This window comes from Natronincola ferrireducens, from assembly GCF_900100845.1.
Lineage (GTDB): Bacteria > Bacillota > Clostridia > Peptostreptococcales > Natronincolaceae > Natronincola_B > Natronincola_B ferrireducens.
The window spans coordinates 616,416-636,384 of record NZ_FNFP01000001.1; the positions used below are offsets into that span (position 1 = coordinate 616,416).

16 protein-coding genes are annotated in these 19,969 nt (G+C 35.2%); 11 read left to right on the forward strand and 5 right to left on the reverse strand.

All coding sequences use genetic code 11. The features are described from left to right. Positions 1-51 precede the first annotated feature (51 nt). Positions 52-510: a pyridoxamine 5'-phosphate oxidase family protein gene (locus BLS22_RS02785; protein ID WP_090550009.1), complete on the forward strand. Its 459-nt coding sequence runs from the start codon at positions 52-54 to the stop codon at positions 508-510. 18 nt (positions 511-528) lie between these two features. Beyond that, positions 529-2,556, forward strand: coding sequence for a M28 family peptidase (locus BLS22_RS02790; protein WP_090550011.1), 2,028 nt, complete (start codon positions 529-531; stop codon positions 2,554-2,556). A 54-nt stretch (positions 2,557-2,610) separates the two neighbouring features. Here BLS22_RS02790 and BLS22_RS02795 read toward each other — a convergent pair whose 3' ends face one another. After that, complete coding sequence (locus BLS22_RS02795) at positions 2,611-3,810, reverse strand: hypothetical protein (protein WP_090550014.1); 1,200 nt, start codon at positions 3,808-3,810, stop codon at positions 2,611-2,613. Positions 3,811-4,275: 465 nt separating this feature from the next. Here BLS22_RS02795 and BLS22_RS02800 point away from each other — a divergent pair, with 465 nt between their 5' ends. Then, on the forward strand, positions 4,276-5,535 hold the full coding sequence (locus BLS22_RS02800; protein ID WP_090550017.1) for a competence/damage-inducible protein A: 1,260 nt from the start codon (positions 4,276-4,278) through the stop codon (positions 5,533-5,535). A gap of 205 nt (positions 5,536-5,740) precedes the next feature. Here the strand turns inward: BLS22_RS02800 and BLS22_RS02805 are convergent, their stop codons facing one another. After that, a complete protein-coding gene (locus BLS22_RS02805; protein WP_176762023.1) occupies positions 5,741-7,150 on the reverse strand; it encodes a sigma-54 interaction domain-containing protein in 1,410 nt (469 codons plus the stop codon). 417 nt (positions 7,151-7,567) lie between these two features. Here BLS22_RS02805 and BLS22_RS02810 point away from each other — a divergent pair, with 417 nt between their 5' ends. Continuing rightward, positions 7,568-8,866, forward strand: a complete 1,299-nt coding sequence (locus tag BLS22_RS02810; protein ID WP_090550023.1) for a saccharopine dehydrogenase family protein — start codon at positions 7,568-7,570, stop codon at positions 8,864-8,866. 98 nt (positions 8,867-8,964) lie between these two features. On the opposite strand, the gene BLS22_RS02815 is transcribed toward BLS22_RS02810, so the two are convergent. Further along, the gene (locus BLS22_RS02815) at positions 8,965-10,587 is read right to left on the reverse strand and encodes a sodium:solute symporter family transporter (RefSeq protein ID WP_176762024.1); all 1,623 of its coding nucleotides are present in this window, start codon (positions 10,585-10,587) and stop codon (positions 8,965-8,967) included. Between the two features lie 423 nt (positions 10,588-11,010). On the opposite strand from BLS22_RS02815, the gene BLS22_RS02820 reads away from it, so the two are divergent. The 6 genes from BLS22_RS02820 (at position 11,011) to BLS22_RS02845 (ending at position 17,827) form a co-directional block, all read left to right on the forward strand. After that, the gene (locus tag BLS22_RS02820) at positions 11,011-12,141 is read left to right on the forward strand and encodes a TolB family protein (RefSeq protein WP_090550032.1); all 1,131 of its coding nucleotides are present in this window, start codon (positions 11,011-11,013) and stop codon (positions 12,139-12,141) included. A gap of 345 nt (positions 12,142-12,486) precedes the next feature. After that, the gene (locus BLS22_RS02825; RefSeq protein WP_090550036.1) at positions 12,487-13,785 is read left to right on the forward strand and encodes a saccharopine dehydrogenase family protein; all 1,299 of its coding nucleotides are present in this window, start codon (positions 12,487-12,489) and stop codon (positions 13,783-13,785) included. A 170-nt stretch (positions 13,786-13,955) separates the two neighbouring features. After that, positions 13,956-15,353, forward strand: a complete 1,398-nt coding sequence (locus BLS22_RS02830; protein ID WP_244269439.1) for a sigma-54 interaction domain-containing protein — start codon at positions 13,956-13,958, stop codon at positions 15,351-15,353. A 226-nt stretch (positions 15,354-15,579) separates the two neighbouring features. Next, positions 15,580-16,233 (forward strand): acetate CoA-transferase subunit alpha, encoded by a 654-nt coding sequence (gene atoD / locus BLS22_RS02835; protein WP_090550039.1) that lies wholly within the window; start codon positions 15,580-15,582, stop codon positions 16,231-16,233. 1 nt (position 16,234) lies between these two features. Next, a complete protein-coding gene (locus BLS22_RS02840; RefSeq protein WP_090550043.1) occupies positions 16,235-16,885 on the forward strand; it encodes a 3-oxoacid CoA-transferase subunit B in 651 nt (216 codons plus the stop codon). A gap of 195 nt (positions 16,886-17,080) precedes the next feature. Beyond that, positions 17,081-17,827, forward strand: a complete 747-nt coding sequence (locus BLS22_RS02845) for a metal-dependent hydrolase (protein WP_090550045.1) — start codon at positions 17,081-17,083, stop codon at positions 17,825-17,827. A gap of 77 nt (positions 17,828-17,904) precedes the next feature. Here BLS22_RS02845 and BLS22_RS02850 read toward each other — a convergent pair whose 3' ends face one another. Together BLS22_RS02850 and BLS22_RS02855 are read right to left on the reverse strand one after the other, a co-directional pair. Beyond that, the gene (locus BLS22_RS02850; protein WP_090550048.1) at positions 17,905-18,210 is read right to left on the reverse strand and encodes an AzlD domain-containing protein; all 306 of its coding nucleotides are present in this window, start codon (positions 18,208-18,210) and stop codon (positions 17,905-17,907) included. Positions 18,211-18,214: 4 nt separating this feature from the next. Continuing rightward, on the reverse strand, positions 18,215-18,958 hold the full coding sequence (locus BLS22_RS02855; RefSeq protein ID WP_090550051.1) for an AzlC family ABC transporter permease: 744 nt from the start codon (positions 18,956-18,958) through the stop codon (positions 18,215-18,217). Positions 18,959-19,234: 276 nt separating this feature from the next. Here BLS22_RS02855 and BLS22_RS02860 point away from each other — a divergent pair, with 276 nt between their 5' ends. Next, entirely contained in the window at positions 19,235-19,951 is a 717-nt protein-coding gene (locus BLS22_RS02860; protein WP_090550053.1) for an HAD family hydrolase, read from the forward strand. Positions 19,952-19,969: the final 18 nt, after the last annotated feature.

Consider the following 19,969-nt stretch of genomic DNA (forward strand, 5'->3'; position numbering starts at 1 on the left):
ACTTATTATTGGTCTAGCTTTTTTGTTTATAAAGAAAAAGGGGAATGGAGAATGAGAAGGGAAGAAAGAGAAGTAAAGGATAAGGCTCTTATTGAATCAATTCTTCAAAAAGCGTTATTTCTTAGAATTGCATTATGTGATGGAGATAAACCCTATATTGTTCCTATGAATTTTGGGTATAGGGAAGGGATACTATACCTCCATTCATCTCGAAAGGGTAAAAAAATTGAGTTGTTAAAAAGCAACAATAATGTCGCCTTCCAAATGGACATAGATACGGCTATAGTAAAGGCTGACAGCCCTTGTGATTGGAGTATGAAGTATGCTAGCCTTACAGGGTATGGGCGGGCTGAATTTATTGAGGATTATGATGAAAAAATAGAAGGACTTACTATTATTATGAAAAAATATGGAGAAAAACAATGCTTTAATTTTTCTGAAATGTCTGTAAAAAATGTGACTGTCATAAAAATAACCATAGAAGAAATGACAGGTAAAAAAACTTTGTAAGAGGGAGGGGAAAGGATAGTGGATAAATATTTTAAAAAAGCAGATGTGGATTATGCCTATAATATAGCATTAAAGCTCAATGATTTTGTCAACAGTGATTTAGGGGGTAGAAACTCTGGCAGTGATGCAGAGCATGAAGCAGCTGAATATTTATATAGAGAAATGAAGGAAATAGGTCTACAGGAGGTATCGAAGGATTCTTTTCCTGTGGCGAGATGGCAGTTTAATGGAGGCTCTTTACAAATTGTTAACAAAGGGGATGACACTAAAAAAATTAACATTTATTCCTATGCCTCCAGTGGGACACCTAAGGAAGGAATTACTGCTGAGTTAGTCTATGTAGGAAAGGGTAGGAAGAAGGACTATCTTTATAAGGATGTTAAAGGAAAGATTGTCTTAATTGATATCAATATGCGAGAAGATTGGTGGGTTACTTATCCTACTCTGGAAGCAGCCCATCAAGGAGCGATAGCCATTATCAATAACTGCTGTGGTGGTTACGGGGAAATTAGTGAAGATGCCATGAATTGCCAAGATTTTGTTGGTCCTATAACGATTCCCTCCGTCAATATTAGCCAAAAAGATGCTAATTATTTAAAAACAGCCTTGGAAAAACAGCAAATACTTGTGAATTTAAGAGTAGATAACCAAGTAAATCCAAATGGTGTTAGTTACAACATTGTTGGGAAAATACCTGGAGTAATAAAAGATGAATATATTATTGTAGGTGATCATTACGACTGTCATTTTTGGGGGTTTCAAGACAATAATGCTGCTGTAGGATTAACTCTTGCTATTGCCAAGGCAATGATAGAATCTAACTATAAGCCCAATAGAACGATAATATTTATCCTTCATGGTTCTGAAGAATCCGGGGCAATTGATACAAGATATGATTGGTGTATTGGTGCTTGGAATCAAATCAATAGGGTGCAGCCTGAATGGAGGGGAAAGACCCTTGCTTATATTAACTTTGAGCTTCCTGCCTATGACTTCGGCAATAGTGCATATATAGCCTCTACACCAGAATTCTATAGCTTTCTACAGGAATTTGTTAAACGCACATCATTAGAGGATCATTGTTTTAAAAATGATAGATTAGAAGCAGGATATCCCCAATTTTCCTGGTCCGATGATTGGTCTTACACAATTGCTGGAGTACCCTCTCTTATTAATGGTTTTCTAATGAATAAACAAGGAGAGGTGAGTGATTTTTATTATAACATTTATCACTCTCAGTTTGATACAAAGGATACCTATAATAAAGAAGTATTAGAGTTTCATATCAAGCTTTATGGGGAATTAGCTATAAAGCTTGATAAAACACCTATAGTGGCTTTAGATTTTACCCATCAAGCTATAAGACTTAAAAAATCCATCGATGAAGAAATTTGGGAGATAGCAGGTTGTGATGTAGAGGCTTTTCTTATGGAAATAGAAGCCTTCCATCAAATAGCTGAGGAAAAATATAGAGAGATAAAAGCTATGAATGAAGATTATAAGGATATTTTGGAACCCCACTTACAAGTAATCAATAGCCAATTGTTAAAGGTATTTCAATTTTTCCAGGATAATCTTTTGCGATTGGATTGGTATGAAGTTCCTATTGTTGGTCATCAGCAGCCTCAAAATAATATAAATATTATGAAGAAAGCCATAGAGAAACTAAAACAGAAGGATGTTAAATTTGTTTTAGAAGAATTACTTTTAAAGGTAGAGGATGAGTGGTATAGTTACCACTTTAGCAAGGAAGTTCTTCAACATTTTACTAATCAGGTAATGAATCCTAAAAACGCCTCTAACCTCTATTGGGGAAGGGGGAGGGTTGTAGGATGTGTAGATCTTTATGATGTAATACAATCCCTTCAAGAGAAGTATACCAATGGAGATTTAGATTTTACTAGGGAAATAACTTATCTAGAAAAGGTACTAGAAGATCAAAAACAGTTATTGACCAAGTTGATAAAGGAAGAAACAGATGCCATAAAGGAAGTGAAAAATATTTTATCAAATATTGGTGGATTTGCGGTGTTAGAGGAACTGTAAAACAACCTGGTGGTTAATAAACCACCAGGTTGTTTTGTCTATAACTTACATTTCTTATTTAATCAATCCTAAAACATCAGCTGGATAATCTACACCTAAAAGAGCAACAAGTTCTCCCTTTGTGTTGTAGATAGGAGCAAAGGCAGATTTCTGGATACCATACCACTCATCCTCCCAAGTATGTATAGCATAGGAAGGACTACCATTAAAGGCTGTTACAAATTGAGGCTCCATTTCATACTCTGCACCATATTCATCAGCATCGTCACCTTCAGCAGCATCTACAATAAGGTTTGTCATATCGTCGCTAACCTTAATTAAGGTGTAGACATAGGTGGCATTATTAATATCACGTATTTGTTGTAGGACGAATTGGAATTCATCATAGACTTCGCTATCCCTATGACCATCGGCAACGATTTCTTCATGAAGATCTCCAAACTCTCCGTTGAGGAGGAGGGAGCCAGTAGCTGCTATGGCCATAACCTTTTCACCAACTAATACGTTCATATCACTCTTAGTAGCATCATAGGGGTAATCTATACCAAGGAGAGCTACTATCTTACCAGCGCTGTTGTAAATAGGAGCAAAGGCAGATTTTTGGGTACCATGGTATGAAGATTCCCAAGTATGGATGGCATAGGAAGGACTACCATTAAAGGCTGTTACGAATTGAGGCTCCATTTCATACTCTTCACCATATTCATCAGGATCATCAGCGGCATCTACAATAAGGTTTGTCATATCTTCACTAACCTTAATTAAGGTGTAGACATAGGTGGCATTGTTAATATCACGAATTTCTTGTAGGACGGCAAGGAAAGCATCATAGGCTTCGCTATCCCTATGACCATCGGCAACGATTTCTTCATGAAGATCTCCAAATTCTCCGTTGAGGAGGAGGGAGCCAGTAGCTGCTATTCCCATAACTTTTTCACCAATTAAACGGTTAACAGGAGAAATAAGGCTTACAGTCTTAGTAGAACCCTCCCATTTAACTATATAATCTAAGGCTTCAGCTGTATCCCTTAGGGGAACTAAGGAATCCTTCGTAATTTCTACTCCTAGCAACAGCTTCGCCCAATCGGGAGTTACCAAAACCCTGCCATTTTCAACTACATAGTCGTAACCCAAATCCACCTCTTCACCATCAACGATAAAGTTAAAGTCAGAACTTGCAAAAGCTGTTGTAGTAGTACCTACTAGCACAAAAACTAGCATCAGAACAAAAATACTTTTCTTCTTCATATGCATTTTACAACCTCCCTTTGTTTTTGAATCTTTTTCATACTAAATATTTTTTTAAAACTTTATCACCACTTTCTTTTTAAATAAAATATTCAAATAAACACTTATTTTATAAAGTATTCATTATAGGACATGAAAAGAACGATAAATTCAATAGTTAGTAAAATAAAAAAACATTTAACATTAGTATATTATGCAAAGATCATGCCACAGATAAAGTTAACAGAAAATTCAGTATTTTAAAGGGCTGAGGAATTAATTTTTATAAGAAAATATCATAAATGATACCATAAAGAATGGACAAGATGATGGGATTAAGAAATTATAAGTTATCTTACTTATGAGATGTAGAAACAGAAATTCTCAATAATAAAACTGGAGAATTCACAATAAAATTTAATTAATATATTTGTAATTATAAACAAAATATTGTAATATTTCAATATACAAATAGAAAAAAGAGGTGAAAAAATGAAGGCAGAAATTATTGCAGTAGGAACAGAAATATTATTGGGAGACATAGTGAATACCAATGCTCAATATGTGGCTAAAAGTTTGGCAGATATGGGAATTTTTGTTTATCACCAATCGGTGGTGGGCGATAATTGGGAAAGAATAAAAAAAGCCTATGAAACAGCCTTTGAAAGGGTGGAACTTGTTATTACAACTGGAGGATTAGGGCCTACAAAGGACGATTTAACAAAAGAGGTTGCAGCCGATTACTTTGGTAAAAATCTTATGTTAGATGAGGCATCTCTAGAAAGTATGAAGGGATATCTCCTAGGAAGGAATCAACCAATTACTGAGGGCAACAAAAAACAGGCATATTTTCCAGAAGGTGCTATCATACTAGAAAACCATCATGGTACTGCTCCTGGATGTATTATTGAAGAAAAAGGGAAGATTCTTATCCTATTACCTGGTCCCCCAAGAGAGATGATGCCTATGTTCTCAAAACAGGTAATCCCCCATTTAAGTAAGTATCAAGAGGGCTACCTAGTTTCTAAAACCCTGAGGGTATGTGGTATTGGTGAAAGCTATATGGAGGAAATGATTAAGGATATTGTAGAGGTTCAGAATAATCCCACTATTGCCCCCTATGCAAAGGAAGGAGAGGTAACTTTAAGGATTACAGCTAGTGGTAAAAACCTAGAAGAAGCTAAAGCCCTAATTGATCCTATGGAAAGGGAAGTTCGTATTAGGTTAGGAAACCATATATATGGGGAAGGAGAAACATCTTTAGAGGAAACAATAGGAAAACTGCTTATAGATAATCATCTAACTATAGCTACAGCTGAATCCTGTACCGGGGGACTTTTGGCAGGAAGAATTGTCAATGTACCAGGAATTTCCTCTGTGTTTACAGAAGGTGTCATCACCTATAGCAATTCCTCAAAAATAAAGCTATTAGGTGTAAAAGAGAAGACCCTAGAAGAACATGGAGCCGTCAGTAAAGAAACAGCTGTTGAGATGGCAGAAGGGGTAGCAAAGTTAGGCAATACAGATATAGGAATAGCTATTACAGGAGTAGCTGGTCCAGGAGGTGGAACAAAGGAAAAGCCTGTGGGCTTAATTTATGTTGGACTATACATAAAGGGCAATACATATACAAAGCAGATAAACTTCAAAGGTGATAGACAAAGACTGAGGAATTTTGCAGTTACTCAAGCCCTATGCTGGCTAAGAAAAGTGCTAATGGAAGAAACATTAAAGAAAAAAAGTATTAGATAAAATAAAGGCAAGAAAATATATGCAAGAAAAAACTGGATTATAATAAATTTATAACATAGATAATATATTCTTTTTATTAAAAACCCCTCTTTATATCATATAAAGAGGGGTTTTTCTAAGGAGATAAATATAGTTATTAAAACTAACTATAGAATACAAATGGAGTAGATATCCTATAAATGTAAGACACCTATTTCATAGAATATTAGTAAACAATACCATACTTTTTTAGCTTTCTAGAAACAGTAGTAGGATCAATTTTTAGAATTTGGGACATTTCTAATAAGCTATCATATTTTTCTATTGCTTGCATTAAGATAGTTTTTTCTAAATCTTCAAGAGAATCCTTCAAGGGCTTTTTTAAGGTATTTTCTTCATATAGAGAATTGAAATTTTGACCCATTTCATTGAAATATTTAATAACATGCTGGACTTTTATTTCATTGTTCTGGGTTGTTATAATACAACGCTCGATAAAATTTTCCAATTCCCTCACGTTTCCAGGCCAATGATAGTCCAATAGCATATTCATAGCTTCATTAGTAATTTGTTTATTTTCTTCATATTTTGAATTATACTTTTTAGTAAAAATGGAGGTTAAATATTTGATATCCTCCTTCCTATCTCTTAGAGGAGGAATAATGATGGGAACAACATTCAAGCGATAGAACAGATCCATCCGGAATCGTCCTTTATCTACTTCCTCTTTTAAATTTCTATTTGTAGCGGCTATAATTCTAACATCAACCTTGATGACATTTTCTCCTCCTACCCTCACAATTTCATTTTCTTGGAGGACTCTTAGGAGCTTTACCTGCAATTGCATTGGAAGTTCTCCAATTTCGTCCAAGAAAAGCGTGCCTTTATTGGCTTGTTCAAATAATCCCTTTTTACCCTGTTTTTTTGCTCCTGTAAAAGCTCCATTTTCGTAGCCAAATAACTCCGACTCCAATAAACTTTCTGTGATTGCTCCACAGTTTACCTTGACAAAAGGCTTTTTATTACGATCGCTGTTTTCATAAATTAGTCTAGCTAAGACTTCTTTACCAACCCCTGTTTCTCCTTGGATCAGGATTTTAATATCTGATTTTGCAACCCTTTGGGCTAGTTTGATAATTGATTGAACTTTTTCGGATTTTGTCTTCATTGAAGAATTTATCGGTGGAGAAGAACTACAGTGTGGAGATTGAGATTTAAACTGAGGATATTGAAATGAAGAATGATGGGATGATTGAGATAAATTACTGTTTTTTAACAATTGATTTTCTAGTTGTGAGGTTTCTTGTAAAATATACATGTTTAAAGGAATACGTCCTTCTAGAGACTGAACTTTAATTAAATATTTCTGTCCTTGAATTAAACAGAAATCTCCTTTTTTTGTTGCAGTGATTTGATTTAAGATTGTTTTTGTTGCGGTACAGTTAATAGCTTGAAAACCCATAAGTCCTTTTGGACAGAACTTTTTTTCTTTACAAAAACACCTTTGAAAATAGTGATTGCAGAAATGAATATTTCTTTTATCATCGATTAAAAAAACATGGATCGGCATAAAATTAAACATTTGCTCCAACAAGAGTTTTTCTTGATGAATGTATTCTGCCGAAGAAATTGACATAATTCCACTCCTTAGCCAATTTTTTAAATATTCAGTAAATATTATTAAAAAAATAAATGTGTAATATACACCCTCCCTCTTTTGATTTCTGATTAATTTTTTTAAGTATGGGTCCTGCATATATGCAGAAAAAAACTGCAACGATGCACTTTTTAGGTTATGAAATCATTATATTACTAGGCTTTGTTATTGAAATTATTTAAGAAAGCCTATTATTATTATAATCATTAAATACACGGTATGTCAATAAATGGAATAAAACTCTTGTGTTTCTTCAAAGTTACTATTCTTTTATCCCTTGATATTACAATACCTTAATGAAATAAATAAATTTCACAAACAAATTAAAGGAATTTTGGCATAGTATTTGCTCTATAAATAAAGGGAATAAAATAATAATATTTTGGAGGGGAAAATATGAAGATTCTCTTAATAGGCACAGGTGGTGTCGGAGAAGCAATTGCTAAGATTACGAAAAAATATGATCCAAATGCAGAGTGGATGACAAAAATGGTTTTAGCTAATTTGAATATTGAAAAAGCAAATGAATTAGCTTCAAAACTTAATGATGCAGAAAGATATCCTGTAGAATATTTGGATGCTACAAATAAGGAGGCTATAAAATCTCTAGCAAAGAAATATGATATAGATGTAATTATGAATTGCTGTGATCCTACACTAAATGAAAGTATTTTTGATGCTGCATTAGAGTGTGACTGCAATTATGTAGACATGGCTATGACCTTATCAATACAACATCCGACAGACCCCTATAATCAATCCTATATTAAGCTTGGGGACTATCAATTTGCTAAAGGAGAAGAGTGGAAAAACAAAGGCAAACTGGCCCTTGTTGGAAGTGGAGCAGATCCAGGAATGTCAGATGTATTTGCTCGATATGCTGAAAAGCATTTATTTGATGAAATAGAAGAAATTGGTGTTAGGGATGGCGGTAATTTAGAAACTGAGGGACATTCGGTTTCCTTTGGATTTTCCATCTGGACAACTATTGAAGAGTGTTTAAATCCCCCATTAATCTGGGAAAGGGAAAAGGGCTGGTATGCAGTAGAACCATTCTTTGAACCGGAAATATTTCATTTTCCAGAAGGAATTGGAGATGTTGAGATAGTAAATGTTGAACATGAAGAGGTATCCCTTATACCTAGATACATAGATAAAGGACTTAAGAAAGTAACCTTTAAATATGGACTCGGCAGAGATTTTATACAGGCACTAAAATATTTACAAGCACTAAACCTTGATAGAAAAGATATAGAGATAGAAGTAGGAGGGGAGAAAATATCTCCAAGAAGTTTTGTAGCAAAGGCAGCTCCTAATCCTGCCACCCTAGGAGAAAAAATGACGGGTAAAACCTGTGTAGGAACATGGATAAAAGGTAAAAAGGATGGATTAGAACGACAAGTATACCTATATCAGGCTACTGATAACCAGGAAGTCATGAAAAGAATAGGGTCACAGGCAGTTGTGACACAAACCGCTTATCCTACAGTTATTATGCTGGAATTATTAGCAAAAGGAATTTGGTCTGGAGCAGGAGTAGAGTCACCAGAAGCCTTTGATCCCGATCCTTTCGTAGAAAGAATGGAGGCCTATGACTTTATAGGGGGCTTGATGGAAATGGAATCAGAATATTTACAGACAATAGAAAGAGATAAGATAAAAGAACCCTTATTAAAAGTCGTTACAGCTGAATAAATCTCTAAATATCAATATAAAAACCACCTAAATTTAGGTGGTTTTTATATTGATATTTAGAGTGATCATACTATAAGTATATAGATATATATAACTCGTTAATCATTTTTTGCCAAGTATTTCTTTGCATTTTTTGACCAATAAAACAGAGGTGTATTTTCCATACTGTTGCCATCAGCATCTACAATTGGTTTAGGTGGATCGGATTTAGCTGTTAATAGAGAGACTACAACTAATGTAACAGCACTAACGATAAAAGCAGGTATAACAGCAATGTAGAGGGCATCCCAAATAGCCTCCTCCATCCAGGGCTCACCCTTTACAAGCATACCAGTATTTGCCACTTTTGTATGGGGAAAAGCGTAAAGAAAAAATAGGATCCAAGATATTGTACCTGTAATAAAGGACCAAACTGATCCAGTATGATTTGCCTTCTTCCAGAACAACCCCCCAAAGTATGCTACCGTTACAGTAGGCAATAATACTGCTCCAGCAAAAACAATGAGCTTGTAAACTGTACCGAAAAACAGACCAATAGCCATGGCTCCTAGACCTACGATAGGGACGGAGATTCTAATTGCCTTTAAAGTATCTTTCTTAGTAGCATTGGGTTTAAAGTACCGATAGATATTATGACCCATCAAAGTAGCATCCACTAGAATATTTTCACCACATGTACTAACGATAACTGCAGCCATTGCTAGAACAAACAGTACGCCCCCCCAGCTTGGCAGGAAGTGACTTGTTGCCCATAGCAATAGGTATTCGGCATTATCTGGTCTTACCCTTATCCCCCAAGTGTATAGGGCGATACCAATCGTAGCAGGAATTAAACCTAAAAACAAATATAAAACACCACTTGTTAAGAAGCCATAGGTAGCGGTTTTTTCATCCTTAGCAGCTAAAATCCTTTGGGTCAATGTAGTACAGTTGGTATCCCCCAAGCCCACACCAAGCCAAGCACCAAGATACAATAAAATCCCAAAAGGACCGGTATACCATAAAAATCCTCTTTCTCCTGATACGGGGGTCATTGCAAAGGCTGGAAGATCATCGTAGACGGTTGCTGTTTCTACAAAGTTACTCCATCCCCCAACGCCATTTATAACAGCGGGGAATAACACCAGTAGACCAGCGATAATCAGTATTAGAGCAAAGGCATCTAGCCGAGACAGTGCCCATAGACCACCAGCATAGGTTACCATGATGATGGCAATGGTGGCGATGACAATGGAAACCTGAAGGGAGAATCCGGTTGTCATGAAGATAATAATGCCTAGAGCAACTAATTGTCCTGCTATCCAGCTGAAGCCTGCGATTAACTGCATAATCATATAGATAACTGCCATTTTTCTTCCTAATCTTGATTCAAAGAAATCAACCATAGTGGTATACTGGGCTCTTCGCAATCGATAGGCCAAGAAAAATCCAATGATAAGTAGCGTTAAAAAAGGTGACCATGGATCAAAAATAACCCCCTGCATACCATAAAGATAGGCGGCGCCTGTTGCACCCATTAAAGCCCCAGCACATATCCAAGTAGCAGTAACTGACGCTACCAAATAGGGAAAGGTTAAGCCTCTACCAGCTAAAGCATGATCATCAGAATCATTAATTTTTTTAGAGTAATATATCCCCACAAGGACAATTCCAATAATATAGACAACTAAAAAAATCAATATAATGTTTGCATAGCCTTCAAATAAAATAACATCACCCAAAATTACATTCCCCCTTTTATTTAGACTCTGTTAAAGATAAATGTTGATATTTTCTATTGCAGTATACACCTTATGTTCTATAGGGAAGGGATGAAGCGCTTTCCCTAGAATTCACTTAAAATCAACACTGGTATTTAACAGAGCCTTAGTTTGTTTGACAAAAGTCATTGTATTAAACTCCTTAACCCTCCTTTCATATAATTAATATATTAATTTTAAAAAGATTAAACAGATTTAGGTAAATAGAAAAGAATATTATGTTGAACAAGAAAATAAATAAAAAATTCTTAATATTATGAAAATGCAAAAAACGTGCCAAACATATAGGATTTACTGATTATATTGTTGGCATAGTTTTTGCAATTGTAATTAGATAGCTTACAAGAATGCCCAAAAAATATTATTTTAAAAGGAGGCGTTAAAATGAATCATTGGAAACCTGGACAGTTTGCAAAAATATTATTAGCTCTTATGTTAATAGTAGCTCTATTGGTTTTAACAGGCTGTGGAGGAGGTACAGGAGATACTACAGCACCATCAGAAGAATCTCAAGAGGAAGTCGTCGATAGAGATGACGATGAAGATGTCGATAGGAAAAAAGGATTTGCACATTTTGCTGATGAATGGGTGGTTCCTACAATTCAACCGCCACTGGAGTTTGTAGGCAATGATGGATTCGATGAACAAATACTATGCTCTACAGGACCTACCATCGTTACGATTAGTCCAGAAGGAGATTTTTTAAGGAGAATAGTTTCTTCAGGAAAAGGCTACTATGATTATCCTGTTTTATCCCCTGATGGTACACGTTTTGTTGTTAATGCTGATTATCACGAGTTTATAGAGCCCTGGGAGATGATGCTTTTGGGGGATATGGATACTGGCGAATTGATTGAACTGGAAGCGGCAGGCGATTACTACTACTACCCAGCATCATGGAATCATGATGGTACAAAAGTTATTTATACTGCCTATGATGAAGATTGGTTGGCCAACATTTATTACGTAGATGTTGATACAATGGAAAGCGGTATATTTCTTGATTTAGCAGAGCTGCCAATTGATCGTGAGGTTGTAGAGACTGCAAAGCTCCATCCTAATAAAAACATTCTTTATTTTATCGCCCTACCTGAAGGTGAAGAAGATTATGGGGTCTTTAAGTATGATTTAGATGAAGGAGTCCTAGAGCAAGTATGGACGACGGAAGAAGAGTATGTGTATGACATTGCCATTTCGCCTAGAGATGATCTGTTAGCCATAAGTGCAGGTATGGGCATAACGGAAGAAGATATGTCAACAATGGGTCTATACCTAGTTTATCCAGAGGAAAATAAAGATGAATTGTTGTTCTGGGAGGAGGATGTCCAGCCTATAGGAGTTAGTTTTTCACCCTGCGGTAAATATCTAGCCTTTGATGCAGATACGCGAGTAATTGAAAACACATGGAGTATTTATATTTATGATGTCGATGGAAGAGATGGAAAATTAATTACTCGATATATTTATGATTCCCATATAGAGCCATTTTCACCAAGCTGGGGTATCATTCCCTAAAACATTATTAACATAATTTTAGCCTAAGGAAATCTGCAGGTATGCAGTTTTCAAAATGCAAACCTGCAGGTTGAAAAATTAATTTGATTTTAGATTAGATAGTTTATTATTTCTTTTGTAAATGGCTATGTTTTTCATTGTAAATTCAAATTACTTTAGAATACAATCCCTTAAAATTTAGATGCCATTAAAAGTTATCGCTAAAAACCATTTTTTATACAAAATATCCCCAGGGAGGTGAAATATTCGATAAATCAGTATTTACATGACAATCCTAGTAGATAGAGGAAAAAACAATAATAAAAAAGTTCTTTTAAAAACTAGAAAAAACTAGGAGGGTTATCAATGAAAGCATTATTAGTTGGTGTAGGAGCAGTTGGGGAAGCGATTGTCAAAATCCTAAGCAAGAGAGATACTGAAGGTAAATGGTTAGAAAAAATGGTTTTAGCTGATTACGATTTTGAAAAGGCAAAAAGCATATCAGAAGAATTACAAAATTCTAAAAGATTTCCTGCAGAATTTTTAGACGCATCAGATAAAGAGGAAATTATTAATATGATTAAAAAACATGAGGTTGATTTTGTTTTAAATGGATCACCACCATATCTTAACAATAATATTTTTGATGCAGCCTTTGAAGCTGGAGTAAAATATTTAGATATGGGTCTCTATTCTAATCCCTACCCCGCGGAGAGTTCAACAAAGGGGTATATTGAATGGATGGGAGATTATAGCTTTAAAAAAGCTAAGGAATGGGAAGAAAAAAATCTTTTAGCTATCCTAGGAGCAGGGATTGATCCTGGAGTAGCCGATGTATTTGCCAAATTTGCAGCCAAGCATATTTTTGATGAACTAGAGGAAATAGGGGTAAAGGATGGAAATAATATTACAGTGAAGGATTTAGATATAGCCTTTGGTTTTTCTATTTGGACAGTTATTGATGAAGTGCTGAATCCTCCAGTAGTATGGGAACGAGATAAAGGTTGGTATACAGTAGAACCTTTCTCAGGCATAGAAACCTTTGATTTTCCAGAGGGAATAGGCCCTCAAAAATTGATCAATTGTGAACATGAGGAAGTAGTATTTATACCTAAGTATATTGATAAAGGTTTAAAAAAGGTTAGCTTTAAAATAGGCTTGGGAGATGAAATGATTCAAGCACTAAAGGTAATTCGAGGATTAGGAATGGATAAAAAAGAAAAGTATATAGTAGATGGAGTGGAGGTTTCACCAAGGGATGTAGTAGCTTCCATCGCTCCTAGCCCTGCTGAACTCAGGGATAAAATGGAAGGGAAAATGTGTGTTGGAATTCATGTAAAAGGTAAGAAGGATGGGAAAAAACGAGAGATTTTTATGTATCAATATCTAGATCATAAAGACGCAATGGAACGAGTAGGATGTCAGGTAGTAGTAACTCAGACGGCTTTTGGAGCTTGCATTGCTACTGAATTGGTTGCAAAAGAAATATGGCAGGGTAAAGGTGTTCACTGCCCTGAGTACTTTGAACCAGAGCCCTTCTTAAAATTGATGCAGGAATATGAATATCCCTTTAGGATTTTAGAAATGGACTCTGAATACAAAAAGAGTCGAGATGAATTTGAGTTAAACCAAATTCTTGATGAGGTGGCAATCTCTAAAGAATAATTCTTTATGATAATTAGTAGGTAAATTTCCCCCCTGCTAATTATAGCTTCCTATGCAGCTAAGAGAGTGCATAGGAAGTTTTATTTTTTGAAGAAAATAATTGACAATTTAGACAAATGTTTAAATGTTTGATATGATAAAAGGAAATAAGTTGTATAAAGGTGATAATGATGGTAAAGGATTCAAGGAAGCTGGAGGCAGCACTACATAAGACACAAAAAGAAGTAAGAATGCTTAATGAAATTATAGAAAATCTTAGTGATGGAATTTATATTACTGATGGTGAAGGTAATACTTTAAGGGTGAACAGAACCTATGAAAAAATGGCAGGATTAAAGGGTGAAGAGCTTATGGGAAAAAATATGAAGGATTTGGTAGAGGAAGGATATTTTTCCCAATCTGCCACCCTACAGGTATTGAAGCTAAAGACCCCTGCTACTGTTATGTATACCGTCAAAACAGGCAAAAGACTTTTGGCTAAAGGGGTACCTGTTTTTGATAAAAATGACAGGATTAAAATGATTGTTAACAACGTATGGGATTTAACTGCCATCTATAACCTAGAAAGTGAAACAATTGCCACTAAAACAAAGCTTCAAGAGGAGGAAGGAAACTTTATTTTCCATAGTGAAGCTATGGATAAGGTGGTGGAGCTGGCTAGAAAAGCTTCGAAGGTAAATTCCAATATTTTAATACTAGGGGAATCTGGGGTAGGAAAAGATGTTATCGCCAAACTTATCCACAATGCTAGTAATTATAAAGGAGACTATATTAAGATAAACTGTGCCGCTATTCCAGAGCATTTATTAGAAAGTGAACTTTTTGGCTATGAGGAGGGGTCCTTTACTGGAGCTAAAAAGGAAGGGAAGCCTGGTATGTTTGAGTTGGCCCATAGGGGGACTATATTTTTAGATGAAATTGCAGAGATTCCTATACATTTACAGGCAAAGCTACTAAGGGTGATACAGGAAAAGGAAGTTATACGAATTGGAGGTACGAAACAGATAGATGTTGATGCAAGAATAATTGCTGCCACCAATCGAGAACTTGAAATAATGGTAAGGGAAGGGAAATTTAGGGAGGATTTATATTATCGATTGAATGTTGTTCCCATTAGGATACCACCATTACGACAAAGAAAAGAGGACATCATTCCTTTAGTCCATTATTTTACTAAACTGTTTAATAAAAAATATCATTTTCACAAGAGCTTTTCTAAAGAGACACTAGAAATATTTTACCACTATAAATGGCATGGAAATGTAAGGGAATTACAAAACATCATAGAACGTCTTGTTGTTGTAACTGATAAAGACCTAATCATTAAGGTTGATGTAGAAGGAATTCTTAATCTACAATATGATCATGATAATATTACTGCAGAGGATCAATTAAAGGATGCTGTTAAAAAGCTGGAAAGTAAGCTTATCAAGGAGGCTTTAAAAAATCATAAGTCCACAAGAAAAGCCGCTAAAAAACTAGGTATAGATCAGTCCACACTGGTGCGGAAGATTAAGAAGTATGGGATAAAATACGATGAAATATCACATCAAAACGATGCGTTTTAACATCGATAAACCCTAGGTATAACGCCATTATATTATTACTAACTAATACTGATGCAAAAATACATCTATGCAAAGAAAAAAATATTTTTATAGTAGGAGGAATTTCTTATAGATTTAAGTAATTGCAATAGAAACGCCATTTGTGAAGATTGATTTATAGGAACAAGAAAGTTGGCATAAATATTGCAATTTTTAAATAACAACTAATTATAAAGGAGGCAATGATATGAGTAAAATAGTAGAATTAGAAAAAGCATTGGAACATATAAAAGATGGAATGACAGTAATGATTGCTGGATTCATGGGGATAGGTACTCCAGAAACCCTTGTAGATGGGTTGATAGAAAAAGGAGTAAAGGACTTGTTTGTTATTTGTACAGACACAGCTAGACCCGAAACAGGTATCGGTAAATTAATCGTAAACGATAGGGTGAAAAAGTTAATCGCTTCTCATATAGGGACCAATCCAGTAACTGGACAAAAAATGAATGCTGGAGAAATTGATGTTACGCTAGTTCCTCAAGGAACATTGGCGGAGAGGATTAGAGCTGGTGGAGGAGGACTTGGAGGCTTCCTAACACCTACAGGTATTGGAACTGTTGTAGAAGAAGGAAAGGAAAAAATTACAGTAGATGGTAAGGAATATTTATTAGAATTACCCCTTAAAGCAGATGTTGCTTTAATTTTAGGAAGTAAGGTGGACAAAACAGGTAATGTTTGGTATAGAGGGGCTGCCAGAAACTTTAATCCTTTAATGGCTACGGCTGCTGATTTAGTCATTGTAGAGGCGGAAGAAATTGTAGAAGTGGGAGAAATTAATCCTAATGATATTGTAACTTCTGGAATTTTCGTAGACTATATTGTAAAGGGGGAAAAGTAATATGGATAGCAGAGAGAGAATTGCGAGAAGAGTTGCTAAAGAATTAAATGACGGAGATATAGTAAATCTTGGCATAGGTATGCCTACTATGGTGGCAGATTATATTGCTGATGGAGTAGAGGTTATTTTACAATCGGAAAACGGTTTCATAGGTATGGGACCAGCCCCAAAAGAAGGTGAAGAAGATAAAGATATCGTAAATGCAGGAGGAATGCCTATTACTGTTAAAAAGGGAGCTTGCTTTTTTGATAGTGCCACTTCTTTTATGATTATAAGGGGCGGCCATGTGGATGCTACTGTACTAGGAGCGCTACAGGTTGACGAAAAGGGTAATCTAGCCAACTGGATGATTCCTGGAAAAATGGTTCCTGGTATGGGGGGAGCTATGGACTTAGTAGTGGGGGCTAAAAAGGTTATCATTGCAATGGAACATACTGCAAAGGGAAGACATAAAATTTTAAAGGAGTGTACTTTACCCTTAACGGCAGTAGCTGAGGTAGACTTGATTGTGACAGAAATGGGTGTTATGGAAGTAACCGATAAAGGTTTAGTATTAAAGGAACTTGCAGAAGGTGTAACGATTGAAGAAATACAAGCTGCCACTGAAGCGGAATTAATTATTGATGAAAACTTAAAACCAATGGCTCTATAAACATAGAAAAAGCAGAGGAACCTCTGCTTTTTCTATGTTTAGTAGACTTAACTACATAAAGGGTTAAAGAAACTATTGTTAGTTGCCAAAAACATATGTTCCCACTATAATGGTAGTATGTAGTGCTTGGTCCTCCACTTTTATTTATAAAAGAGGGGATATTAGCAATACATCTAAGATAAAAGGGGGAGTGGTATGTTAGCGAGAACCCATATAGCTTTGGGTATGATGACAGCATTGTTTACAGCAGCTTATGTAGGAACCTCTTATTTTGAAGGTTCTAAGGACTTTATGACACTACTGGTGGTGATTATAGCAGCCTTGTTGCCAGATTTAGATATGGGAACCTCTTCTCTAGCAGGAAAATTTGGTATAATAAAGGCCAACCATATTCAAAGGATTTGGTTGGGAACTTTATTGATTTTGGCAACCTTAACAGTGGTATATTTAAGAGAAACCCCTATTTTTCTAGGCATATTGTTTACTCTGTTTTTGGGGGCTGTGTTTTCTAAGGATTTTGCTCAAAAAGGATATTATCTATTGAGGAATTTTGTGCAGGCCATGGTGGCCATAGGCTTTTTTGGTGCTGCCTATTACTATAAGCAACCACCCTTGATGGGAATAGGACTTATACTGATTTTATTACTTTTCAGTAAGCATAGGGGTTTATCTCATTCTATTGTATTCGTGATTATTACCTTTATCCTTGTTAAGAGTGTTAGTACATATTACGATTATAGGGACTACAGTATATTGTTTACTGTAAGTATGATTTCTCATATTTTAGGAGATATGTTTACAAAGGCAGGAGTGATGCTCCTTTATCCCTTTAATCAAAAGAGAATAAAATTTCCTTTAACCATTAAAACAGGAGGGAAGTTAGAAAATGTCGTTTTTCTTTTAGCTTGTTTTGCAGCATTTCGTTTAATTAAGCTATTATAATTCCCAGCAAAAACTGGGAATTATTTTGCTTTTGATGAATTTACCCCTCATCTTAATTCTGACCCCCGCTACTTGATTTATAACAACAAAGCCTTCATTAATATAACAGTAAAAATAGAGCCAAAAACCACATAGATTACATGAAACTTTAAAAAGGCTAAAGCAACAGCTACAACTCCCCCCATCAGACCGATGATGGGCATAGTAGCTTCCACCGTTAAAACTCCTGGGAAAATTAAAGCACCTAGAGCTGCATAAGGAATGGTTTTTAGCCATTTGTTAACCCAAGGAGGTAAATTTAACTTATCCATAATAAAAGCCGGAAGCAATCTAGGAATAAAGGTTACTATAGCCATACTTAAAATTACAATGAAGAAAGTCATACCTTCACTCACCTTTCATAAAAAAACTACCGACCAAGCCTCCGACTAGAGTAGCCATTACAATCCCCCATCCAGAAGTGAAAATTAAGCTAAAGAAGTAACAAAATCCACCACTGATAGCAGCAATTATTCCAATTTTTATATTTTCCCTTACACTGGGGATTAGTAAACCAATAAACATAGCATAAAGTCCGATGGACATGCTGGTTCCAATAGAAGGAGGAATTACCATAGATAAAAGTCCTCCTATGAAGGTGCCTATACCCCAAGAACTGTAGGAAGCTAACATGATTCCACCAATAAAATAAGAGCTTAGTTTTATGTTGTCATCCTTGGATGCCATAGAAACCATAGCAAAGGTTTCGTCTGTGATACCAAAGGATAAAACAACCTTCTCTACTAGAGACAGATGATGGAGTTTGTTCATTAAAGACATACTCATGACAAAGTGTCTAAAATTTAGAATAAAGGTTGCCAAAACAATTTCTAATCCCAAAATCCCCATTGCCATCATGTTGACTGCCATAAACTGACTGGCACCTGCATAGACGATTAATGACATTAGGACAGTATGAACTAGAGATAAGCCTGTTTGGGCTGAGATGACCCCGAAGGAAATAGCAATAGGTAAATAGCCAATGACAATAGGTAGTGCCTGTTTCATACCTTCAACAAAGGCAAACTTGCCATATAGGAGGACTTCACCCTTGTTGGAGGCTTGAGAAAAAGGGATGTTTTTATCACACATAAATATCCTCCTTTAAGTGATAATAAAATTTACAATTTTATTTAATATACCATTTAATAAAGAAAAGGACAATGTCAAATTGTATTGTAACGCTTTATTAGATATAATAAAATGAGACTTAATTTAAAGGGAGTTTTTATTTTTACTGAATTTCACTTCAAGTTATTACATAGAGTACTTAATCTCCCCTTCATCATAAGTAGCAGGCTAAAAGCAACACACTAAAGGAGACAATTATGGTAAATTTAAATAAATAAAATTGGAAGGGAGAAAATTATGTTAAAGACAATATTATTTGATTTAGATGGTACCCTGTTACCCTTAAATATGGAGGATTTTCTTAAAAAATACTTCCAAGAAATCAGTGTCAAATTCAAGGATTATTTCACTCCACAGGAACTAACAAAGCTCATATGGGAATCAACGGAGTATATGGTTAAAAATATAGATGCCAATAAAACCAACGCCGATGCTTTTTTTGAAGATTTTTATAGCAAAATCCCCTATACTGCGGATTTATTCAATCCTATGTTTGATGATTTTTATACTAATAATTTTTTGAAGGTAAAGGAAGCTACCCAGGAAAGCGAATATATAATAAAAGCAGTAGATATATTAAAAGAAAAGGGGTATGAGATGGTGGTAGCTACTAACCCATTGTTTCCTGAGAAAGCTATTTTCCATAGAATTGCATGGGCTGGATTAAATAAAGAAGACTTTACCTTTATTACAAGTTTTGAAAAAATGCATTTTTGCAAACCTCATCTTCAATTTTATGAAGAAATTTTGGGTAAAATTAATAGAGAACCAAGGGAATGTATGATGGTGGGCAATGATATAGAGGAGGATATGGTGGCAAAACAATTGGGATTAGCAACCTATTTAATTGAAGACCATAAAATTCATCGCTCCAAAGATATGAAAAATGTTGATTATACAGGAAAATACCCGGATTTTTATAGGTTTGTAATAGAATTACCATCAGTTAAATAAATTCCAACAAAAAATTAC